The organism is Pseudomonas sp. B424, assembly GCF_055408345.1.
Map to the genome: position 1 here is coordinate 1 of NZ_JBUZTL010000038.1, position 16,148 is coordinate 16,148.

18 protein-coding genes and 1 riboswitch are annotated in these 16,148 nt (G+C 58.8%); of the genes, 8 read left to right on the plus strand and 10 right to left on the minus strand.

The genetic code is table 11. The features are described 5' to 3' along the window. Positions 1 to 144: 144 nt before the first annotated feature. The 3 genes from ACZRMS_RS24675 to ACZRMS_RS24685 all read left to right on the plus strand — a co-directional run bounded on the left by ACZRMS_RS24675 (position 145) and on the right by ACZRMS_RS24685 (position 2,985). Entirely contained in the window at positions 145 to 1,110 is a 966-nt protein-coding gene (locus tag ACZRMS_RS24675) for a 2-hydroxyacid dehydrogenase (RefSeq protein WP_463997447.1), read from the plus strand. Positions 1,111 to 1,140: 30 nt separating this feature from the next. Then, positions 1,141 to 2,139 carry a methyltransferase gene (locus ACZRMS_RS24680; RefSeq protein WP_463997448.1) on the plus strand — a complete coding sequence of 333 codons (999 nt, stop codon included), beginning with the start codon at positions 1,141 to 1,143 and terminating at the stop codon, positions 2,137 to 2,139. Positions 2,140 to 2,188: 49 nt separating this feature from the next. Further along, positions 2,189 to 2,310, plus strand: a riboswitch (yybP-ykoY riboswitch). Positions 2,311 to 2,400: 90 nt separating this feature from the next. Further along, a complete protein-coding gene (locus ACZRMS_RS24685) occupies positions 2,401 to 2,985 on the plus strand; it encodes a TMEM165/GDT1 family protein (protein ID WP_463997471.1) in 585 nt (194 codons plus the stop codon). A gap of 106 nt (positions 2,986 to 3,091) precedes the next feature. Here ACZRMS_RS24685 and ACZRMS_RS24690 read toward each other — a convergent pair whose 3' ends face one another. Genes ACZRMS_RS24690 through ACZRMS_RS24705 form a run of 4 tightly spaced genes read right to left on the minus strand, consistent with a single transcriptional unit; the run spans position 3,092 to position 5,077 of the window. Then, a complete protein-coding gene (locus ACZRMS_RS24690) occupies positions 3,092 to 3,910 on the minus strand; it encodes a M48 family metallopeptidase (RefSeq protein WP_463997449.1) in 819 nt (272 codons plus the stop codon). A 34-nt stretch (positions 3,911 to 3,944) separates the two neighbouring features. Continuing rightward, positions 3,945 to 4,571, minus strand: coding sequence for an SOS response-associated peptidase (locus ACZRMS_RS24695; RefSeq protein ID WP_048359201.1), 627 nt, complete (start codon positions 4,569 to 4,571; stop codon positions 3,945 to 3,947). Positions 4,572 to 4,621: 50 nt separating this feature from the next. Next, positions 4,622 to 4,882, minus strand: coding sequence for a putative signal transducing protein (locus ACZRMS_RS24700; protein WP_048359539.1), 261 nt, complete (start codon positions 4,880 to 4,882; stop codon positions 4,622 to 4,624). Positions 4,883 to 4,891: 9 nt separating this feature from the next. Beyond that, the gene (locus ACZRMS_RS24705) at positions 4,892 to 5,077 is read right to left on the minus strand and encodes a CPXCG motif-containing cysteine-rich protein (protein ID WP_463997450.1); all 186 of its coding nucleotides are present in this window, start codon (positions 5,075 to 5,077) and stop codon (positions 4,892 to 4,894) included. A gap of 104 nt (positions 5,078 to 5,181) precedes the next feature. Between ACZRMS_RS24705 and ACZRMS_RS24710 the strand changes: the two genes are divergently transcribed. After that, the gene (locus tag ACZRMS_RS24710) at positions 5,182 to 6,348 is read left to right on the plus strand and encodes a 1-acyl-sn-glycerol-3-phosphate acyltransferase (RefSeq protein ID WP_463997451.1); all 1,167 of its coding nucleotides are present in this window, start codon (positions 5,182 to 5,184) and stop codon (positions 6,346 to 6,348) included. A gap of 180 nt (positions 6,349 to 6,528) precedes the next feature. After that, on the plus strand, positions 6,529 to 6,735 hold the full coding sequence (locus ACZRMS_RS24715; RefSeq protein WP_463997452.1) for a hypothetical protein: 207 nt from the start codon (positions 6,529 to 6,531) through the stop codon (positions 6,733 to 6,735). A gap of 59 nt (positions 6,736 to 6,794) precedes the next feature. On the opposite strand, the gene ACZRMS_RS24720 is transcribed toward ACZRMS_RS24715, so the two are convergent. Then, a complete protein-coding gene (locus tag ACZRMS_RS24720) occupies positions 6,795 to 7,379 on the minus strand; it encodes a YajG family lipoprotein (RefSeq protein ID WP_463997453.1) in 585 nt (194 codons plus the stop codon). 157 nt (positions 7,380 to 7,536) lie between these two features. Between ACZRMS_RS24720 and ACZRMS_RS24725 the strand changes: the two genes are divergently transcribed. Then, positions 7,537 to 7,770 carry a hypothetical protein gene (locus tag ACZRMS_RS24725; protein WP_048359205.1) on the plus strand — a complete coding sequence of 78 codons (234 nt, stop codon included), beginning with the start codon at positions 7,537 to 7,539 and terminating at the stop codon, positions 7,768 to 7,770. A 698-nt stretch (positions 7,771 to 8,468) separates the two neighbouring features. Then, a complete protein-coding gene (mqo, locus tag ACZRMS_RS24730; protein WP_463997454.1) occupies positions 8,469 to 9,977 on the plus strand; it encodes a malate dehydrogenase (quinone) in 1,509 nt (502 codons plus the stop codon). 170 nt (positions 9,978 to 10,147) lie between these two features. Here mqo and ACZRMS_RS24735 read toward each other — a convergent pair whose 3' ends face one another. From ACZRMS_RS24735 to ACZRMS_RS24755, 5 genes are all read right to left on the minus strand, one after another. Then, complete coding sequence (locus tag ACZRMS_RS24735; RefSeq protein ID WP_463997455.1) at positions 10,148 to 10,435, minus strand: PA4642 family protein; 288 nt, start codon at positions 10,433 to 10,435, stop codon at positions 10,148 to 10,150. Positions 10,436 to 10,486: 51 nt separating this feature from the next. Continuing rightward, positions 10,487 to 10,897 carry a hypothetical protein gene (locus ACZRMS_RS24740; protein ID WP_463997472.1) on the minus strand — a complete coding sequence of 137 codons (411 nt, stop codon included), beginning with the start codon at positions 10,895 to 10,897 and terminating at the stop codon, positions 10,487 to 10,489. A 153-nt stretch (positions 10,898 to 11,050) separates the two neighbouring features. Beyond that, positions 11,051 to 12,766 carry an ABC transporter ATP-binding protein/permease gene (locus ACZRMS_RS24745; RefSeq protein WP_463997456.1) on the minus strand — a complete coding sequence of 572 codons (1,716 nt, stop codon included), beginning with the start codon at positions 12,764 to 12,766 and terminating at the stop codon, positions 11,051 to 11,053. 140 nt (positions 12,767 to 12,906) lie between these two features. Continuing rightward, positions 12,907 to 13,467 (minus strand): response regulator transcription factor, encoded by a 561-nt coding sequence (locus tag ACZRMS_RS24750; RefSeq protein WP_019823883.1) that lies wholly within the window; start codon positions 13,465 to 13,467, stop codon positions 12,907 to 12,909. After that, positions 13,460 to 14,722, minus strand: a complete 1,263-nt coding sequence (locus ACZRMS_RS24755) for an ATP-binding protein (protein WP_048359211.1) — start codon at positions 14,720 to 14,722, stop codon at positions 13,460 to 13,462. Before ACZRMS_RS24755 ends, ACZRMS_RS24750 begins: the two co-directional genes overlap by 8 nt. A 328-nt stretch (positions 14,723 to 15,050) precedes the next feature. On the opposite strand from ACZRMS_RS24755, the gene ACZRMS_RS24760 reads away from it, so the two are divergent. Further along, positions 15,051 to 15,767 (plus strand): SIMPL domain-containing protein, encoded by a 717-nt coding sequence (locus tag ACZRMS_RS24760; RefSeq protein ID WP_463997457.1) that lies wholly within the window; start codon positions 15,051 to 15,053, stop codon positions 15,765 to 15,767. Positions 15,768 to 16,148 lie beyond the last annotated feature (381 nt).

Consider the following 16,148-nt stretch of genomic DNA (forward strand, 5'->3'; position numbering starts at 1 on the left):
ATAGCGACACGATATGAGCGACTGGCCAGGAATTACCAGTCGATGTTATCCCTTGTGTCTGCTGTCATATGGCTCGCCTGAATGAGAACACCCCCTAGGCTCGCCACATTACGCCTTCATTTCACAGCACAAAAGGTACAGTTGATGACTAACACTCAGCGCGCCGTATTCCTTGATCACCCGTCACTGGATCTGGGCGACCTTGATCTCGGGCCCCTGCGCCGCTGCTTCGGCGAGTTGCAGTTGTGGTCGGACACCGCGCCCGCCAATGTGATCGAGCGTCTGCAAGGCGCCAGCGTAGCCATCAGCAACAAAATCCTGCTCAACGCCGCGACCCTTGCCGCCTGCCCGGATCTGAAGCTGATCCTGGTGGCCGCCACCGGCACCAATAACGTCGACCTTGAAGCCGCCCGCGCCCAGGGAATCACTGTTGCCAACTGCCAGGGTTACGGCACGCCATCGGTGGCGCAGCACACCCTGGGCCTGCTGCTGGCGCTGGCCACACGCCTGATCGACTATCAAAAAGCCGTGAGTGATGGCCAGTGGCAGCAAGCGAAGCAGTTCTGCCTGCTGGACTTTCCGATTGTGGAGCTGGAAGGCAAAACCCTGGGCCTGTTCGGTCATGGCGAACTGGGCAGCGCGGTGGCGAAATTGGCACAAGCTTTCGGCATGCGTGTCTTGATCGGGCAAATCCCTGGCCGCCCGGCCCGTGCCGACCGATTGCCCCTGGACGAACTGCTGCCCCAGGTCGACGCGCTGACTTTTCACTGCCCGCTCAACGAACACACACGCAACTTCATCGGCGCTCGCGAGCTGGCACTGCTCAAGCCTGGGGCCTTTGTGGTCAACACTGCACGTGGCGGCATGATCGACGAACAGGCCCTGGCCGACGCCCTGCGCAGCGGCCATCTGGGAGGCGCCGCGACCGACGTGCTGAGCGTCGAGCCGCCCCGTGACGGCAACCCGCTGCTGGCGACCGACATCCCGCGCCTGATCATTACCCCGCACAGCGCCTGGGGCAGCCGCGAGGCACGTCAGCGGATCGTCGGCCAACTGGCGCAAAACGCCGAAGCCTTCTTCAACGGTACAGCGCTGCGGGTCGTCAGTTGATAGACTGCGCCCCTTTTTGAGGAGCAGATTATGGATCCGCGCAGTGAAGTACTGCTTCGTCAGCCTGAATACTTTCAAGGTTCGGTGCTGTTGGTCGGTTTGCCGGCTGACGAGTTACTCGGTGAAATGCCCAACGCCCATGGCTGGTGCTGGCATGCCGGCGACCAGGCGACTCTGGATGCCCGCTTTGAAGGCCGTGTGCAGTTTGGTGTCGAAATCCCCGAGCGGGCGTTCGACACCGCCGTGGTTTTTTTGCCCAAGTCCAAAGAGCTGAGCGACTACGTGCTCAAAGCCGTGGCCTCTCGCCTGCCCAATGCCGACGTGTTTCTGGTCGGTGAAAAAAAGGGCGGCATTGAAGGTGCGTCGAAACAGCTGACCCCGTTCGGCAAACCTCGCAAACTTGACAGCGCGCGGCATTGCCAGCTCTGGCAAGTGACCGTGGAAAACGCCCCGCCAGTGCCAGTGCTCGAAGAGCTCGCGCAACATTACGAGCTGGAGCTGGCCGAAGGCCCGCTAAAAGTCGTGAGCCTGCCGGGCGTGTTCAGCCACGGCCGCCTGGATCGTGGCAGTGCCCTGCTGCTTGAACACCTGGACAAACTGCCCAGCGGCCACGTACTGGATTTTGGCTGCGGCGCGGGCGTGCTCGGTGCTGCGATCAAGCGTCGTTACCCGCATAACACCGTCACCCTGCTCGATGTGGATGCCTTTGCCACCGCCAGCAGTCGTCTGACCCTCGCGGCCAACGGCCTGGAAGGTGAAGTGATTACCGGCGACGGCATCGACGCAGCACCCATGGGTTTGAACTCGATCCTGAGCAATCCGCCGTTCCATGTCGGCGTGCACACCGATTACCAAGCTACCGAGAATTTGCTGCAAAAAGCAGTGAAACATCTGAAATCAGGTGGCGAACTTCGGATTGTGGCCAACAGCTTCCTGCGCTATCAACCGCTGATCGAAGAGCATTTCGGGGCCTGTGCGGTCAAGGCACAAGGGCAGGGTTTTCGGATTTACAGCGCCAAACGCCGTTGAGGTCTTTGGAAAATAAGAGCTTGCGGGATCGGTTTTGCCTAGGCAGAATCCGCTCCGTCCTAGGGGAGTAGTCTCCCACGAGCGCCATGCTCGTCCGGCATACGTCAACATACTTGGTCAACAGACCATGGCGTATGCGACCCAGGTGTCCGCACAGACGGACCGGGGTTTGACAAGACCTATGACACGAACACCTTACCCGGGGCGGGAAGGCTGTACGTGTCATAGCCGTGTCGACCCGCCCCTGGAAGCCACCTGATGATGCTCGATTCCTTACTTGTTCCTACCGCAATTGTTGCCTTGGCCGAAATCGGCGACAAGACGCAGCTGCTCGCCCTCATTCTCGCCGCACGCTTTCGAAAGCCCTGGCCGATTATCGCCGGTATCGTGGTCGCAACCCTGGCCAACCATGCCGCAGCCGGTGCCGTAGGCGCCTGGTTCAGCACCTTCTTCAGTGATGTGATGCTGCACTGGATCCTCGCCGCGAGCTTTGTCGCCACTGCGCTGTGGACGCTGGTGCCCGACAAGATGGACGACGACGAAGCCAGTACTGCACGCAAGTACGGGCCTTTCGTCACCACCCTGATCACATTCTTCATTGCCGAAATCGGCGACAAGACCCAGGTCGCGACGGTGATGCTCGCCGCGCAATACCCGGACCTGTGGCTGGTGATTATCGGTACCACCCTGGGCATGCTGATTGCCAACGTGCCGGTGGTTTTGGCAGGTAACTTTGCCGCAGACAAACTGCCGCTGACCCTGATCCGCCGCCTGGCAGCCACCGCGTTCGTCGTACTGGCCGCAGTGGCGGTGTACAAGGCGATGGCACTCAGCGGCTGGGTGTAGCAGAGCTTTTCCTGTGGGAGCGGGTTTGCTCGCGATGCAGGCGATGCGGTTGTTCAGTTGAACCGTGTAGACGTCATCGCAAGCAAGCCCGCTCCCACGAGGGGGATTACGATTTCGGGGCCTGCTGATACAGCGGCATCACCTTCGGAATGGCCGCTTGCAGTGCCGCAATCCGGCTAGTGGAGGCCGGGTGGGTGCTCATGAATTCCGGTGGTGCATCCTGGGACTCCTTGGCCATTTTCTGCCACAGGGTAATCGCCGCATTCGGGTTGTAGCCCGCTCGCGCCGCCAGCTCCAGGCCGATCAGGTCCGCTTCGTTTTCATTGCTGCGACTGTTGGGCAAGGTCAGGCTGTAGTTGACCACGGTATCGGCCAGCCCGAGGCTGTCCTGACCCAACCCCAGCAACGCACCCGCACCCTGCTTGGCGATCTCGATGCCATAGGCTTTGGACATGGACTCACGACCGTGTTCACGCAAGGCGTGGGCAATCTCATGGCCCATGATCGCGGCAATTTCGTCGTCACTGAGTTTGAGCTGATCGATGATCCCGCTATAGAAAATGATCTTGCCGCCGGGACCGCAGTTGGCGTTGAGCTCGTCGCTCTTGATCAGATTGACTTCCCAGTTCCACTGCGCGGCATCCGGGCGAAAGGCCGGGGCCTGGGCAATCAGCCGGTTGGCAATCGCCTGCAGGCGCTTGGCATTGGCGCTGGTCTTGTCCAGAGCCCCCTTGGTGCCGGCCTCGCTGACAGTCTGCTGATACGACTGCGCATACATCTGATCAACCTGCTGGCTCGACAGCATGCTGAACATGTACTGCTTGCGCTCGACACCGACCGCGCCGCCACTGGTGGTATTCACCGCCTGGCAACCGCTGAGCAACAACCCCGCGCCCACGGCGCACACTACCGCTAACTTACCCATCGTGACTCTCCATAAAGATGGTGCGCATCGTATCTCAACCCGGGGTCAGACACTCAGGGGCATTGAGTTTGGGATCATTGACCAGATTGGCCAGCGGCCGCTCGCGCAGCGGCATCTGCGGGCTGGCCAGCAATGCCTGCAGCGTATGCAGCGGGGTTTGAGGGTCAAGCCAGGCCTGCTGGCCCGCCTCATCCAGAATCAAGGGTCGGCGCTGACTGGCTGCCGCCTGGGTGATGACCGCCGTGCTCAGCCATACATGGCCCTGGACGGGGTACGCCTCCCAAATACCGGCAAAAAACAGCGAAGAACCCTCGCCCGGCGTCAACCAATAGGGGCGTTTGCGGGTGGTGCCGCGCCATTCATAAAAGCCGTTGGCCGGGATCAGGCAGCGCCGCTCACGCAAGGCATCGCGAAACATCGGCTGTTCGGCTGCAGTCTCGGCACGGGCATGGGCCGGGGTTCGGGACAGGTCGGTCAGCCACGCGGGGGTCAGGCCCCAACGGGCCCGGGCCAGTTCGCGCTGGCCTGGCTCTGCGCCTGCACGCAGGATCAATACCGAATCATTGGGCGAAATATTCCACTGGGCCTGCTGGTCCGCCGGAAAACCGGGCAAGGCTGCAAACGCAGGATTCCAGCGAAACAGGGCAAAACGTCCACACATGGGGCTGTACAACTCTTTTCTATATAGCAGTGAATAAACCGTCGCTGACCTCAGCAGTCCAGCACATCGGGGAAACTCTCGGGCTCATCGCCCGCCACCGGTGATGCGGCATTGTACGCATCGATCAACTCGCGCGCGTATCGCGCCTGATCATCGGCCACGGCCAGCCCCAGCAAACCCAACGCCGGCAGCTCACCGGTCCCGCCAATCAAATCACGCCCCTGAAGGCACGCGTCAACGCCCTCACTGGCAAGCATGCCCAGCAACAGCTCGGCTTCCATCAGGTTTTGCGGTTCGTAGATGCGTTGCATGGCATTCACTCACGAATCATTCTCGGTATGTACATCAAGCATCCACTCCTGACCATCGGTCTGAAGATGGAAAACAATCGGCCGGCAACACACCGGGCAATCTTCAACATACGTCTGATCGCCCCCCGAGAGATCGAGCACGGCTTCAGCGGGCTCGCCGCAATAGGGGCACTCATAGTGTTCAGTCTCAAGCATCGCGGTCTCCAGAGTGACTTGTGCGTATAATCGCCGGTCTATTAGCAGGGCTATTTTTTTGCCCTGCCCTGCGTACCAACCCTAGCCGTTTCCAACAAGAGAGCATGATGGGCCAATTCGATACCATCCGACCTTACGACGACGCCGAAGTACCAGCAGTGCTGGCCCGGCTGCTCAGCGACAAGGCGTTTCTAGATATCCTGACCCGCTTTCGCTTCCCGCGCCTGGCAGGCGCCTTCGGCTGGCTGTTAAAACCACTTATAGCTCATCGCTTGCGCAAAGAGTTCGCGAGCGTCAATTCAGTGGCTTCGTTGCAGGACAAGGTCGAGGTTTATGTCGACCGCACCATCGAACATGCCACCGACGGCGTGACCTATACCGGCGTCGAGCAATTGAAGACCGGTAGCGCTTACCTGTTTTTGGCCAACCACCGCGATATCGTGATGGACCCGGCCTTCGTCAACTATGCGGTGTATCACGCGGGCCTGCCGACGCCGCGTATCGCCATTGGCGACAACCTGCTGCAAAAACCCTTTGTCAGCGATCTGATGCGCCTGAACAAGAGCTTTATCGTGCACCGCTCGATCACCGGGCGCCGTGAAAAGCTCGCGGCCTATCAGCTGCTGTCGGCGTATATCAATCACTCGATCCGCACCGACTGCCAGTCGATCTGGATCGCCCAGGCCGAAGGGCGCGCCAAGGACGGTGATGACCGTACAGATTCGGCAATCCTGAAAATGTTCCACATGAGCCGTAAAAACGAGCCGTTTGCCGAGGTCATCCAGTCGCTGAACCTGACCCCGGTATCCATCAGCTACGAATACGACCCCTGTGACCAGGCCAAGGCCCGCGAGCTGTTTATCCGTGCCACCACGGGCACTTACACCAAGGTGCCGGGTGAAGACGACACCAGCATCGCCAATGGCATTACCGGCTACAAAGGCCGCGTGCACGTGAACTTTGCCGCGCCCGTCATCGAGCCTTTCGAAGACAGCAAATTGCTGGCCGCCGAAATGGATCGCCATATTCTCAGTGGTTATCGCCTGTTCCCGGCGCACTACCTGGCGTATGCGCAGTGGGCTGATGCCGAGCCCGAGCTGCAAGTGCCAAAGGCCACTGAGGTATTCGGTGCCGAAGAACTGGCCAAGGCCCGCCAGGAATGGCAACGCCGCCTGGACGCCTGCCCTGCCGAGCACCGCCCGTATCTGGTGCTGCAATACGCGATGCCGGTACGTAACCAGTATCGGGTCAAGGCGGGGCTGCCCCTGTAACCCGATAAGACCCGTGGGAGCGAGCCTGCTCGCGATTGCATCTACTCGATGCACCGACAAACTGAGCCGCCCGCATCGCGAGCAGGCTCGCTCCCACAGCAGTGCTTAATTTCTGCTGTAACCGTATCGTCATGTAGAGAAGCCACTCTGTGGCCCCTCGATACCGACACGGAGCTTGTCATGCTGCACGCAGAAAACCAGGACCGCCTGTATCTGATCGCCCCCAGCGACGAACAGCAGGCACTGATCGAAGGTCTGGCCATTAATGTTCAGGATCATCACTGGCTGGTGTATTGCGCCTTGAGCGGCCATACACATGCCGACTTGCCAGAGCTGGATTTGCTCACCGGCGTCAGCCGCCTGGAGCTATATGCCGAAGCGGCCTGAAGCGGCCAAACACAAAAAAGCCCGAACTCACTGAGTTCGGGCTTTTTGTTTTGCTGCGCTTACTCGCCGAGCAAACGACCTATGGTCGGATCCTTGAACACACGGGTCAGTGCATCACTCAACACGTCACTCACCAGCTTGGTGTTGGTTTCCTGATTCGGCGCCATGCCGAAGCGCTGGTCCAGGGACGCGCCATAACGGCCGCTGTAAGTACGGCCACCGCTCTTCACATCAGAGCGGAACGTTGCGCCAATAGTGGCTTCGGTCACGTACATGGTGTCTTTGGGCGACTGATACTTGAGCTCGGCCAGGGTGACGGTCAGCGTTGGTGCATTCATCGCATTGGATGTCGGCGTGTAACCCAGCAAGCGCACGGCAGCTTCGGCCTGGGCTTGCAGTTTTGGAATCAGGTCGGCACTGCTGACGCTGATCGCGCTGGTCTCGGGATACATGCCACCACGGGTGCCCAGGGTTGGCGACGGACGACCGTCCACCACACGTACTACTACCGGCTGGCCACGACCCACTGGCGCAAGCTGGGTGGTCAGCTTGGGTTGCGGGCTGAGTTGTTGCGGGCTGTGGGCGCAGCCGACCAGAGTCAAACTGGTCACAGTAATCAAACCGAACAACAGGCGTTGCAACATGCTTATCTCTCCAGGACTGGGTAACACAGGCCGTCAGTATAGCGGTGCAGTGCACCCGCTAACTAGCCGCTTGCTGTCACCACCCTGTCATCACCGATACATCGTGATGTCACGTCACCCGGGCATAGTCTGGCTGACTGACTCAACAGGTGACGCCATGAACATGCTCTTGTCGCTGCTCGGCCTTGATCGCCCTCATCGCTGCTTCGCCCGCCTCGATTCAGCGGGTCGCTGCCAGGCCTTCAAGCAATGCAAACAACCGCCGGTCGGCGATAGCTGGGTCGAAATCGAAGAAATCCGTCTTAACTGGTTGCACCAGGTACTACCCGCCAATGCCCGTATCAGCCCGCCCGCAACGCGCTCGGCGGTGCAACCCTTGTTGGGACTTTGACCGGCGAACCAATAAAAGTCATTTAACAGGATCAATTGCCCGCGTTTCTTCGCTACAATCTCCCCCCGATTATAAGGACGTCTCCTGATCGGGCCTCGCAGCACCGCTAATGCGCTTGTATTAGCACCCCCGCACCGCCCACAGAGAGCCGCCCACACAGATCATGTGTTGCGGATGCGCTTGATTTATTCTTGCCTGAACCCACAATTTTCACATGGTCTGCCAGAGCTGCCATTATGCTCGGCCACTTGTTCGGGGCCCGGCTTGCGGCAGCCCTTTTTTGAGGTTCACGTCTCCAAAAGAGCGTGAAAAAAAAACGGGTTTCACAACTTCACAAGAGTGTGGCGAGCAAATGAAAAGTTTTGCGTCTGAACATGCACCATTAGCGTCTGAAACAGCTCCACCAAGCAGGATCGAAGTCGGCTCCACAGCACGAGACTGAAGCCTGTCCGCTTACGGATTTGGTTGCACGAACGGACGCTCTAGACCTTAAGTCGAATTGCCTCCCGAGTACTGAAATGCGTTCATATGAACCTTGAAGGCCCGGTTGGTGGCGTCCGCTAAAGTTGCAAGAAATTGCGAAGAATCGGACATGGCGATCCCGGCCATGAGTGTCCTGAGGCTCTATCAGCTGTACGCCTCGGAACACCTGGCAGCTATGCCGTCAATTTGGTGCCGTAGATTTTGGAGACGCGTTAATGGCGCATAACGAAGCAGTGGACGTAGTACTGGTTGGAGCGGGCATCATGAGTGCCACCCTCGCCGTACTGCTCAAAGAGCTCGACCCCGGCATCACGCTGGAAGTTGTTGAGCAGATGGACTCCGGTGCTGCGGAGAGTTCCAACCCGTGGAACAACGCAGGCACCGGCCACGCTGGCCTTTGTGAATTGAACTACACGCCACAGGCGGCTGATGGTTCGATCGATATCAAAAAGGCTGTGCATATCAATGCCCAGTTCGAAGTCTCGAAACAGTTTTGGGCCTACCTGGCGCAAAAAGGGACCTTCGGTTCGTGCAAGTCCTTCATCAGCCCGGTGCCTCACCTGAGCTACGTTGAAGGCGAAAAAGGCGTGTCCTTCCTGAAAAAACGTTTTGAAGTGCTGAGCAAGCACCATGCGTTTTCAGACATGGAATACACCGAAGACAAAGCCAGAATGACCGAGTGGATGCCCCTGATGATGCCGGGCCGCCCTGCGGACCAACACATCTCGGCCACCCGCGTAATGCATGGTACTGACGTCAACTTCGGCGCCCTGACCCAGCAGCTGCTCAAGCATCTGGCCAGCGCACCGGACACCCAGATCAAGTACAGCAAAAAAGTTACCGGCCTCAAGCGTAATGGCAGCGGCTGGACCGTAAGTATCAAGGACACCAACAGCGGCAACACCCGCGACGTTGATGCCAAGTTCGTGTTCCTGGGCGCAGGCGGTGCGGCCCTGCCGCTGCTGCAAGCCTCGGGCATCGAAGAAAGCAAAGGCTATGGCGGCTTCCCGGTCAGCGGCCAGTGGCTGCGTTGCGACAACCCGGAAGTGGTCAAGCTGCACCAGGCCAAGGTTTACAGCCAGGCCGCCGTGGGTTCGCCACCGATGTCGGTGCCGCACCTGGACACCCGTGTGGTTGATGGCAAAAAATCGTTGCTGTTCGGACCTTATGCCGGCTTCACCACCAAGTTCCTCAAGCACGGTTCGTTCCTTGACCTGCCGATGTCGATCCGTCTGGGCAACATCGGGCCAATGCTCGCCGTTGCTCGCGACAACATGGACCTGACCAAGTATCTGGTCAGCGAAGTGCGCCAGTCGATGGAACAACGTCTCGATTCCCTGCGTCGCTTCTACCCGCAGGCAAAAGCCGAAGACTGGCGCCTTGAAGTTGCCGGCCAACGGGTTCAGATCATCAAGAAAGACCCGAAAAAAGGCGGCGTTCTGCAGTTCGGTACCGAACTGGTTGCGGCCAAGGACGGCTCGCTGGCCGCTCTGCTGGGTGCCTCTCCGGGCGCTTCGGTCACGGTGTCGATCATGCTGGACCTGATCGAACGTTGCTTCCCACAGAAAGCCAGTGGCGAATGGGCGACCAAGCTCAAGGAAATCTTCCCGGCACGGGAAAATGTCCTTGAAACCGACGCCGAGCTGTATCGCGAAATCAGCACCCGCAACTCCGAGTTGCTGGAACTGGTAGAGCCACAAAGTGCTGGCACCAGCATCGCGTAACGCAACACCGGCGTAGTGATACGTCAAAAAAAGCCCCTCGTCCTGTTTCAGGCCGAGGGGCTTTTTTGTTGTTCTGTGTGGGAGCGGGCTTGCTCGCGATGAGATCGACGCGGTCCAGATTAAAGACCGAGTCGCCAGGATCGCGAGCAAGCCCGCTCCCACAGAGTTGATCAGCCGCGGGCCTGTTTGATCAGTTCAATGTATTCGTCGGCGTTGCGCTGATCCTTGATGATGTCCACGAACGTCTGGCCATGCTCATCTTTGCCATCCAGGTCGTAGCCAGCCTCCTTGAAGAAGGTCAGGAAACGCCCGAAGTCATCGATACGCAGACCGCGATAGGCTTTGATCAGTTTGTGCAGCGACGGCGAAATGGCGTCCACGGGTTCAAAGTCCAGGAACAACTTGATCTGCTCGTCGCCGATCTCATCACCAATCAACTGCTTCTTATCTTTACGCATGTCCGACTCCAGCCTGCTGATACTTCACGGGGCCCGCAGTTTACCCAAGGCTCAACGTGCGCGCACGCTGCCGGTGTGCAAGTCAGCCCAGATATGCCCGTTGGCATAGGTCAAAAACTGGCAATAGACCGTGTCGTTACGCAACAAGTCCATCACCACCGGGTATTGAGACGGCGGATACGACAACGTCAGCGTCCGGGTTTTGCTGTCAAACACGGGCTTTTTCAGGCTTTTGCTTTCGCCATCAAACGAGATCAGCACCTGGCTCACCGTCGCCCCCTGACTCAGCGGCTTGCCTTTCAAGCGCAGCAGCAAGGGTGACGTCACCGGGATCGGCTGCTGATTGGATTGACGCTGGTTGCCCACCACCACCGAATAGGATGTCACCTGCATCAGCTGTTGCTGCTCCGGTTTTTCGGCACGCAACTGCAGGTCATCCATGGGTAAAAACTGTGCATGCATCGGCGCGGCGGCCAGGGGCAGGCTGGCCAGCACCAGGCTCAGTGCAGCACTGCGAAGTAAAAGGCTCATGTCGGGTTCCAAAGCGCGGGGACCGGCACTCTAGCATGCGGGCCGCAAGCACCGGGAGGCACAGAGTGCCTCCCGGCAGGCTGTCTACTGCGCCATCAACTGCCCCGCCTCGATCCTCACATGCCGAGGGTGGAAGCGCGCCAGACTGCTGCGATGCCCCACGCTGACAATACTCAACCCCGGCAGTTGATCGATAAGGGCCTGGTACAGCATGGCTTCGTCTTCTTCATCCATCGCCGAGGTGGCCTCGTCCATGTAGAGCCATTGCGGCCGATACAACAGCGCACGGGCAAAAGCCAATCGTTGCTGCTCGCCACCGGACAGCAGACGCTGCCAGTGGTTGACCTCGTCGAGCTTGGGGATCAGATGCTCAAGGCGGCAGCTGCGCAGCACTTGTTCATAGCGTTGCGTGTCGTAGCTGTCGCCGGGCTGTGGATAACTCAAGGCGTCACGCAAGGTTCCAATGGGCAGGTACGGTTTTTGTGGCAAGAACAGCGCCCGCTCCTCGGGCAGCCGGATCGCCCCGCCCCCTTGCGGCCAAAGCCCGCCCATGGCCCGCAGCAAGGTACTTTTGCCGCTGCCGGAGCGACCGCTGAGCATCAGCCTGTCCCCGGCCGCCACCTGCAAGTTGGCGTCATGCAGCAAAGCGCGGCCATCGGCCAGGTCCAGGCTCAGCCCATCGATCTTCAGCGCCTCGCCCTGGCGCTGCACATCAATCGCCGGTGCACGCTGTTCGTTGTCGGTCATGGCCTGGCGAAAGCTGAGCAAACGATCACAGGTAGCACGCCATGCAGCCAGGGTGACGTAGGCATCGATAAACCAGCTGAAGTTCTCTTGCACGTTGCTGAAGGCCGAGTTGATTTGCATCAGCTCACCCAGCTCGATCTTGCCGGAGAAGTAGCGCGGCGCGGCGACGACAAACGGAAAGATAATGGCAATTTGCGAGTAGCCCGCGGTGAAAAATGTCAGCCGCTTTGTCACCTTCATTTGCGTCCAGAAGTTCTTCCAGACCCGGTCGAAACGTATGCTAAGCCGTTCATGTTCATTGGGTTCGCCGTTGTACAACGCAATGCTCTCGGCGTTTTCCCGCACCCGAACCATCGCGAAACGCAGGTCGGCTTCGAAGCGTTGCTGTTGATTGCTCAAACCGATCAGGCGGCGACCAATCAGGTGCGCCAGCCAGCTACCGACGGCGGCATACAGCAGCGCGCACCAGAACATGTAGCCGGGAATGGTAATGCCAAAGACTTCAATGCTGCCCGAAACACCCCACAGGATCACCGAGAACGACACCAGGCTGACCAGGGTACGGATCAGGCCAAGGCCGAGGGTGAGGGTATTGTCGGTGAACGAGTTGAGGTCTTCACTGATGCGCTGGTCAGGGTTATCGGTGTAACCGCCCTGCTCCAGCTGGTAGTAGTTCTTGTGTTCGAGCCAGCGTGCGAAATGCTTTTCGGTCAGCCAGCGACGCCAGCGAATGGTCAGCATCTGGGTCAGGTAAAGCCGGTACACCGCGCCGACAATACCCACCGCAGCGATGATCCCGAAATAGCCGATCAGGCTCCAGAACGCAGCACCGTCCTTTTTCTCCAGTGCGTTGTAGAAGTCCTTGTACCAATGGTTGATCCACACCGAGATGCCCACACTGACAAGCGACAAGACGATCACTGCAATCAACAGCATCCACGCCCTGGCACGCTCTTCACTGCGCCAGTAGGGTGTTATGAGGCCCCAGACCCGAGGTATGAATTGCCCGCGCACAGCATCATTCACGACAGAAGGCTCAGCGTTCTGATTCATAGTTCAGGCTCGATCGGAGTAAAGAACATCTTGCAAACCGGTCAGGACGACCGGCCCACGACGCGATGAAACGTCTTGGCACAGAGTAGGTCCTGCCGCCATTTCGTGGCAAGGCGCAACGAAATGGCGGCAGTTCCTGTTCAGCGTCTTACCGGGCGCTTCTGCAATTTGCGCTGCAACGTACGGCGATGCATGCCCAGGGCGCGGGCAGTGGCCGAAATATTGCCTTCATGCTCACCCAGCACGCGCTGGATGTGTTCCCACTGCAGACGGTCAACCGACATCGGGTTGTCCGGCACCAGGGTTTCGAGGTCGGCATGCTGGGACAGCAAGGCGGCGAGCACGTCATCCGCATCCGCAGGCTTGCACAGGTAATTGCAGGCGCCGCGCTTGATCGCTTCAACGGCAGTGGCGATGCTCGAATAGCCGGTGAGGATCACCACCCGCATCTCGGGATCAAGCTCAAGCAGCTTGGGCAACAGGACCAGGCCTGAATCGCCGTCCATTTTCAGATCCAGTGCCGCGTAATCGGGCAGGTCCTGTTGCGCCAGGATCAGCCCTTCTTCGGCGGAGCCCGCCGTGCTGACGCGAAAACCGCGTCGGCTCATGGCGCGAGCCATTACGCGGGTAAACGTGGCGTCGTCATCTACCAACAACAAATGTGGCAGTTCTTCGCCTTCGACCTGAATTTCTTCACTCATTTTCATTTCCTCGGGCGACACGTGGCAGGCGCAGCTCAGTGAGCGTTCCGCCATCCTCATGACTGTAGAGTTTTACCGAGCCACCGGCGCGTGTCACGCTGGCTTTGCTCAAGAATAGGCCCAGGCCGAAGCCTTTGCCCTTGGTGGTAAAAAAGGGTTTGCCGATTTGCTCGGCGATGGCCAACGGTACACCTGGACCGTGGTCGCGAATACTGATGGTCAGATCAACTGCATCCCAATCGAGGCAGACTTCCAGCCCTTCAGGGCAGGCATCGGCTGCATTGTTAAGCAAGTTGAGCAACGCCTGGGTCAAGTCCGGCGGCGGCGCCAGGCGCGGAACCGGTGCATGGCCCAGACACTGAAAGCGGTAAGTGGCCTCAGGACGCATCAAGTGCCAGCGGTTCAAGGCCTCGTCCAGCCACTGCGTGACGTCCTGAACCTCAATCGCCAAACGACGGTTGGCTTCAGCGGCACGCACCAGTTGCTGCAGGGTTTCCTTGCACAGCTTGACCTGATCCTGAAGCACGCTCAGATCATCCTGCAATTCAGGGTCCTGATGATCGCGGCGCATCTCTTTAAGCAGCACGCTCATGGTCGACAACGGCGTACCCAACTCGTGGGCGGCACCGGCCGCTTGTGTTGCCACCGCCAGTAACTGCTGGTCGCGCAGGCCTTCTTCACGGCGCAGGGCACGCAGCTCTTCCTGACGACGCAGCTCTTCGCCCATCTTGGCAGCGAAAAACGTGATCACTGCCGCCGACAGCGCAAAACTCAGCCACATCCCGTAAATCTGCAGCTTTTCGCGGAAGAACGGCACCGTGTCTATCGGGTAGAACTGCATCAGCAACAGCGTGTAGAGCGCCAGCGCGATCCCGGTCAGCACCAACGAGTAACGCCATGGCAATGTCACCGCGGCGATGGTCAGCGGCACCAGGTAATAGGACACAAACGGGTTGGCCGAGCCTCCCGAGAAGTACAGCAAGGCACTGTGGATAAACAGGTCACAGGCCAGTTGCAGCGCGTACTCCAGCTCCGTTACCGGCCAGGTGGTGCGCAACCTGATAGCGGTAAAAGCACACAGCAGCATGGAAAAACCGAGCGTGATACTCAGTTGAAACCACGGCAGCGGCAACAGATTGAACAGGTAGGCAAAGCCGACTGAGCCCGCTTGCGCGGCCAGCACCAACATGCGGATAAACGTAAGACGCCATAAGTTCTGGCGCGTTGCTGACAATAACTGAACGGGGGCGAGCATGAGCTCTCCTGATGAGCGCTCCAGGCGGATCGCAGGGAGTATAACCAAGCGAACGGCCCGACAGGCAAAAGTGCGGCAAAGAGCCACAGTGTTTTTTGTGAAAAAGCGGCTAATGGCCTGCATCTGGGCAAACTGTGTGGGAGCGGGCTTGCTCGCGATGGCTTCGATGCGGTCTGGCTGACAGACACTGGTGCCTGCTTCGCGAGCAAGCCCGCTCCCACAGTGGACAAAGAAGTAGCCGCCAAATGTATCGAAAATGTAACTGGGCGAACTGATGGCCACTCTCTACAGTCTTATAGGTCTTGCTGTCCTCATTCAAGGAGCTTCCATGTCCACTTTTCAACGCACCGCTGCCCTTTTGACCCTGAGCATCGGCGCCCTGGCCAGCCTGCCGGCGCTGGCCGACGACATTCATTACAACCAGATCTCCTTGCGCGCCGAAGCCAGCCAGGAAGTCCCCCGCGACCTGATGATCGTGACGCTGTACACCGAGGCGCAAAATACCGATGCAGCCAAGCTGGCCGCTGAAGTCACCACCTCGATGAACAAGGCCATTGGCCAGGCCAAGTCCGTCAAGGAAGTGACCTTGCGCCAGGGCAACCGCAACAGCTACCCGATTTACGACAACAAAACCCAGAAGATCACCGGCTGGCGTGAGCGCGCCGAGCTACGCCTGGAAAGCACCGACTTTGCCGCATTGTCCAAGCTCACCGGCGATCTGATGCAAACCCTGAAAATGGGCAGCATGCAGTTCACCGTCGCCAATGCCACCCGCAAAACCAGCGAAGACGCGCTGCTCAAGGATGCCGTCAATGCATTCAAGGCCCGCGCCCAGCTGGCCACCGATGCTCTGGGCGGCAAGGGTTACAAAATCGTCAACCTGAACCTCAACACCAATGGCTATCCGCAGCCCTACATGCGCAGCGCGATGATGATGAAAGCTGCCGCCCCGGCGATGGACTCCGCGCCGACTCCGGAAGTCGAAGCCGGTACCAGCGAAGTCAGCATGAGCGCCGACGGTGTGATTGAAGTCCAGATGCAGTAAACCGCGATACAACCTCAAAACCCCTGAAGCGACCACGCTTCAGGGGTTTTTTTATGCCTCGGGGTAAAACCTGAAGAACGTCCTAACATGAAGAGACGGGGTTTTGGCAGGCACCTGCAACCCAAACCTGTGGAGTTCCATTGCAAAAGTCTCAATTAGTAACAGTGCTGACCTAAAACAGTGCAGCTGACGTTCAGGAGGCCTCAAGACATGTAAGTAAATGCGTCTAAAAGCAGGACGCAAACGATCAAATGCGTCATTAGTTATATATAAGCGACATTCTTGTACGATCGTTCCACGTTTTAGAGCTTCAATCACTTCCGCATATTGCATTGGGTATGGGCTGTGCATAAGTATCGCCGGGTCGACTCACAAGGTCGC

What these genes read in the sequence shown, in the direction of transcription:
- ACZRMS_RS24710 (WP_463997451.1), top strand. Translation starts at nt 5,182, where the DNA reads ATGATGGGCCAATTCGATACCATCCGACCTTACGACGACGCCGAAGTA.
- ACZRMS_RS24695 (WP_048359201.1), bottom strand. Translation starts at nt 4,571, where the DNA reads ATGTGTGGACGTTTTGCCCTGTTTCGCTGGAATCCTGCGTTTGCAGCC.
- ACZRMS_RS24715 (WP_463997452.1), top strand. Translation starts at nt 6,529, where the DNA reads ATGCTGCACGCAGAAAACCAGGACCGCCTGTATCTGATCGCCCCCAGC.
- ACZRMS_RS24685 (WP_463997471.1), top strand. Translation starts at nt 2,401, where the DNA reads ATGCTCGATTCCTTACTTGTTCCTACCGCAATTGTTGCCTTGGCCGAA.
- ACZRMS_RS24740 (WP_463997472.1), bottom strand. Translation starts at nt 10,897, where the DNA reads ATGCATGCACAGTTTTTACCCATGGATGACCTGCAGTTGCGTGCCGAA.
- ACZRMS_RS24690 (WP_463997449.1), bottom strand. Translation starts at nt 3,910, where the DNA reads ATGGGTAAGTTAGCGGTAGTGTGCGCCGTGGGCGCGGGGTTGTTGCTC.
- ACZRMS_RS24755 (WP_048359211.1), bottom strand. Translation starts at nt 14,722, where the DNA reads ATGCTCGCCCCCGTTCAGTTATTGTCAGCAACGCGCCAGAACTTATGG.
- ACZRMS_RS24705 (WP_463997450.1), bottom strand. Translation starts at nt 5,077, where the DNA reads ATGCTTGAGACTGAACACTATGAGTGCCCCTATTGCGGCGAGCCCGCT.
- ACZRMS_RS24735 (WP_463997455.1), bottom strand. Translation starts at nt 10,435, where the DNA reads ATGCGTAAAGATAAGAAGCAGTTGATTGGTGATGAGATCGGCGACGAG.
- ACZRMS_RS24745 (WP_463997456.1), bottom strand. Translation starts at nt 12,766, where the DNA reads ATGAATCAGAACGCTGAGCCTTCTGTCGTGAATGATGCTGTGCGCGGG.
- mqo (WP_463997454.1), top strand. Translation starts at nt 8,469, where the DNA reads ATGGCGCATAACGAAGCAGTGGACGTAGTACTGGTTGGAGCGGGCATC.
- ACZRMS_RS24700 (WP_048359539.1), bottom strand. Translation starts at nt 4,882, where the DNA reads ATGCAACGCATCTACGAACCGCAAAACCTGATGGAAGCCGAGCTGTTG.
- ACZRMS_RS24725 (WP_048359205.1), top strand. Translation starts at nt 7,537, where the DNA reads ATGAACATGCTCTTGTCGCTGCTCGGCCTTGATCGCCCTCATCGCTGC.
- ACZRMS_RS24720 (WP_463997453.1), bottom strand. Translation starts at nt 7,379, where the DNA reads ATGTTGCAACGCCTGTTGTTCGGTTTGATTACTGTGACCAGTTTGACT.
- ACZRMS_RS24760 (WP_463997457.1), top strand. Translation starts at nt 15,051, where the DNA reads ATGTCCACTTTTCAACGCACCGCTGCCCTTTTGACCCTGAGCATCGGC.
- ACZRMS_RS24675 (WP_463997447.1), top strand. Translation starts at nt 145, where the DNA reads ATGACTAACACTCAGCGCGCCGTATTCCTTGATCACCCGTCACTGGAT.
- ACZRMS_RS24750 (WP_019823883.1), bottom strand. Translation starts at nt 13,467, where the DNA reads ATGAGTGAAGAAATTCAGGTCGAAGGCGAAGAACTGCCACATTTGTTG.
- ACZRMS_RS24680 (WP_463997448.1), top strand. Translation starts at nt 1,141, where the DNA reads ATGGATCCGCGCAGTGAAGTACTGCTTCGTCAGCCTGAATACTTTCAA.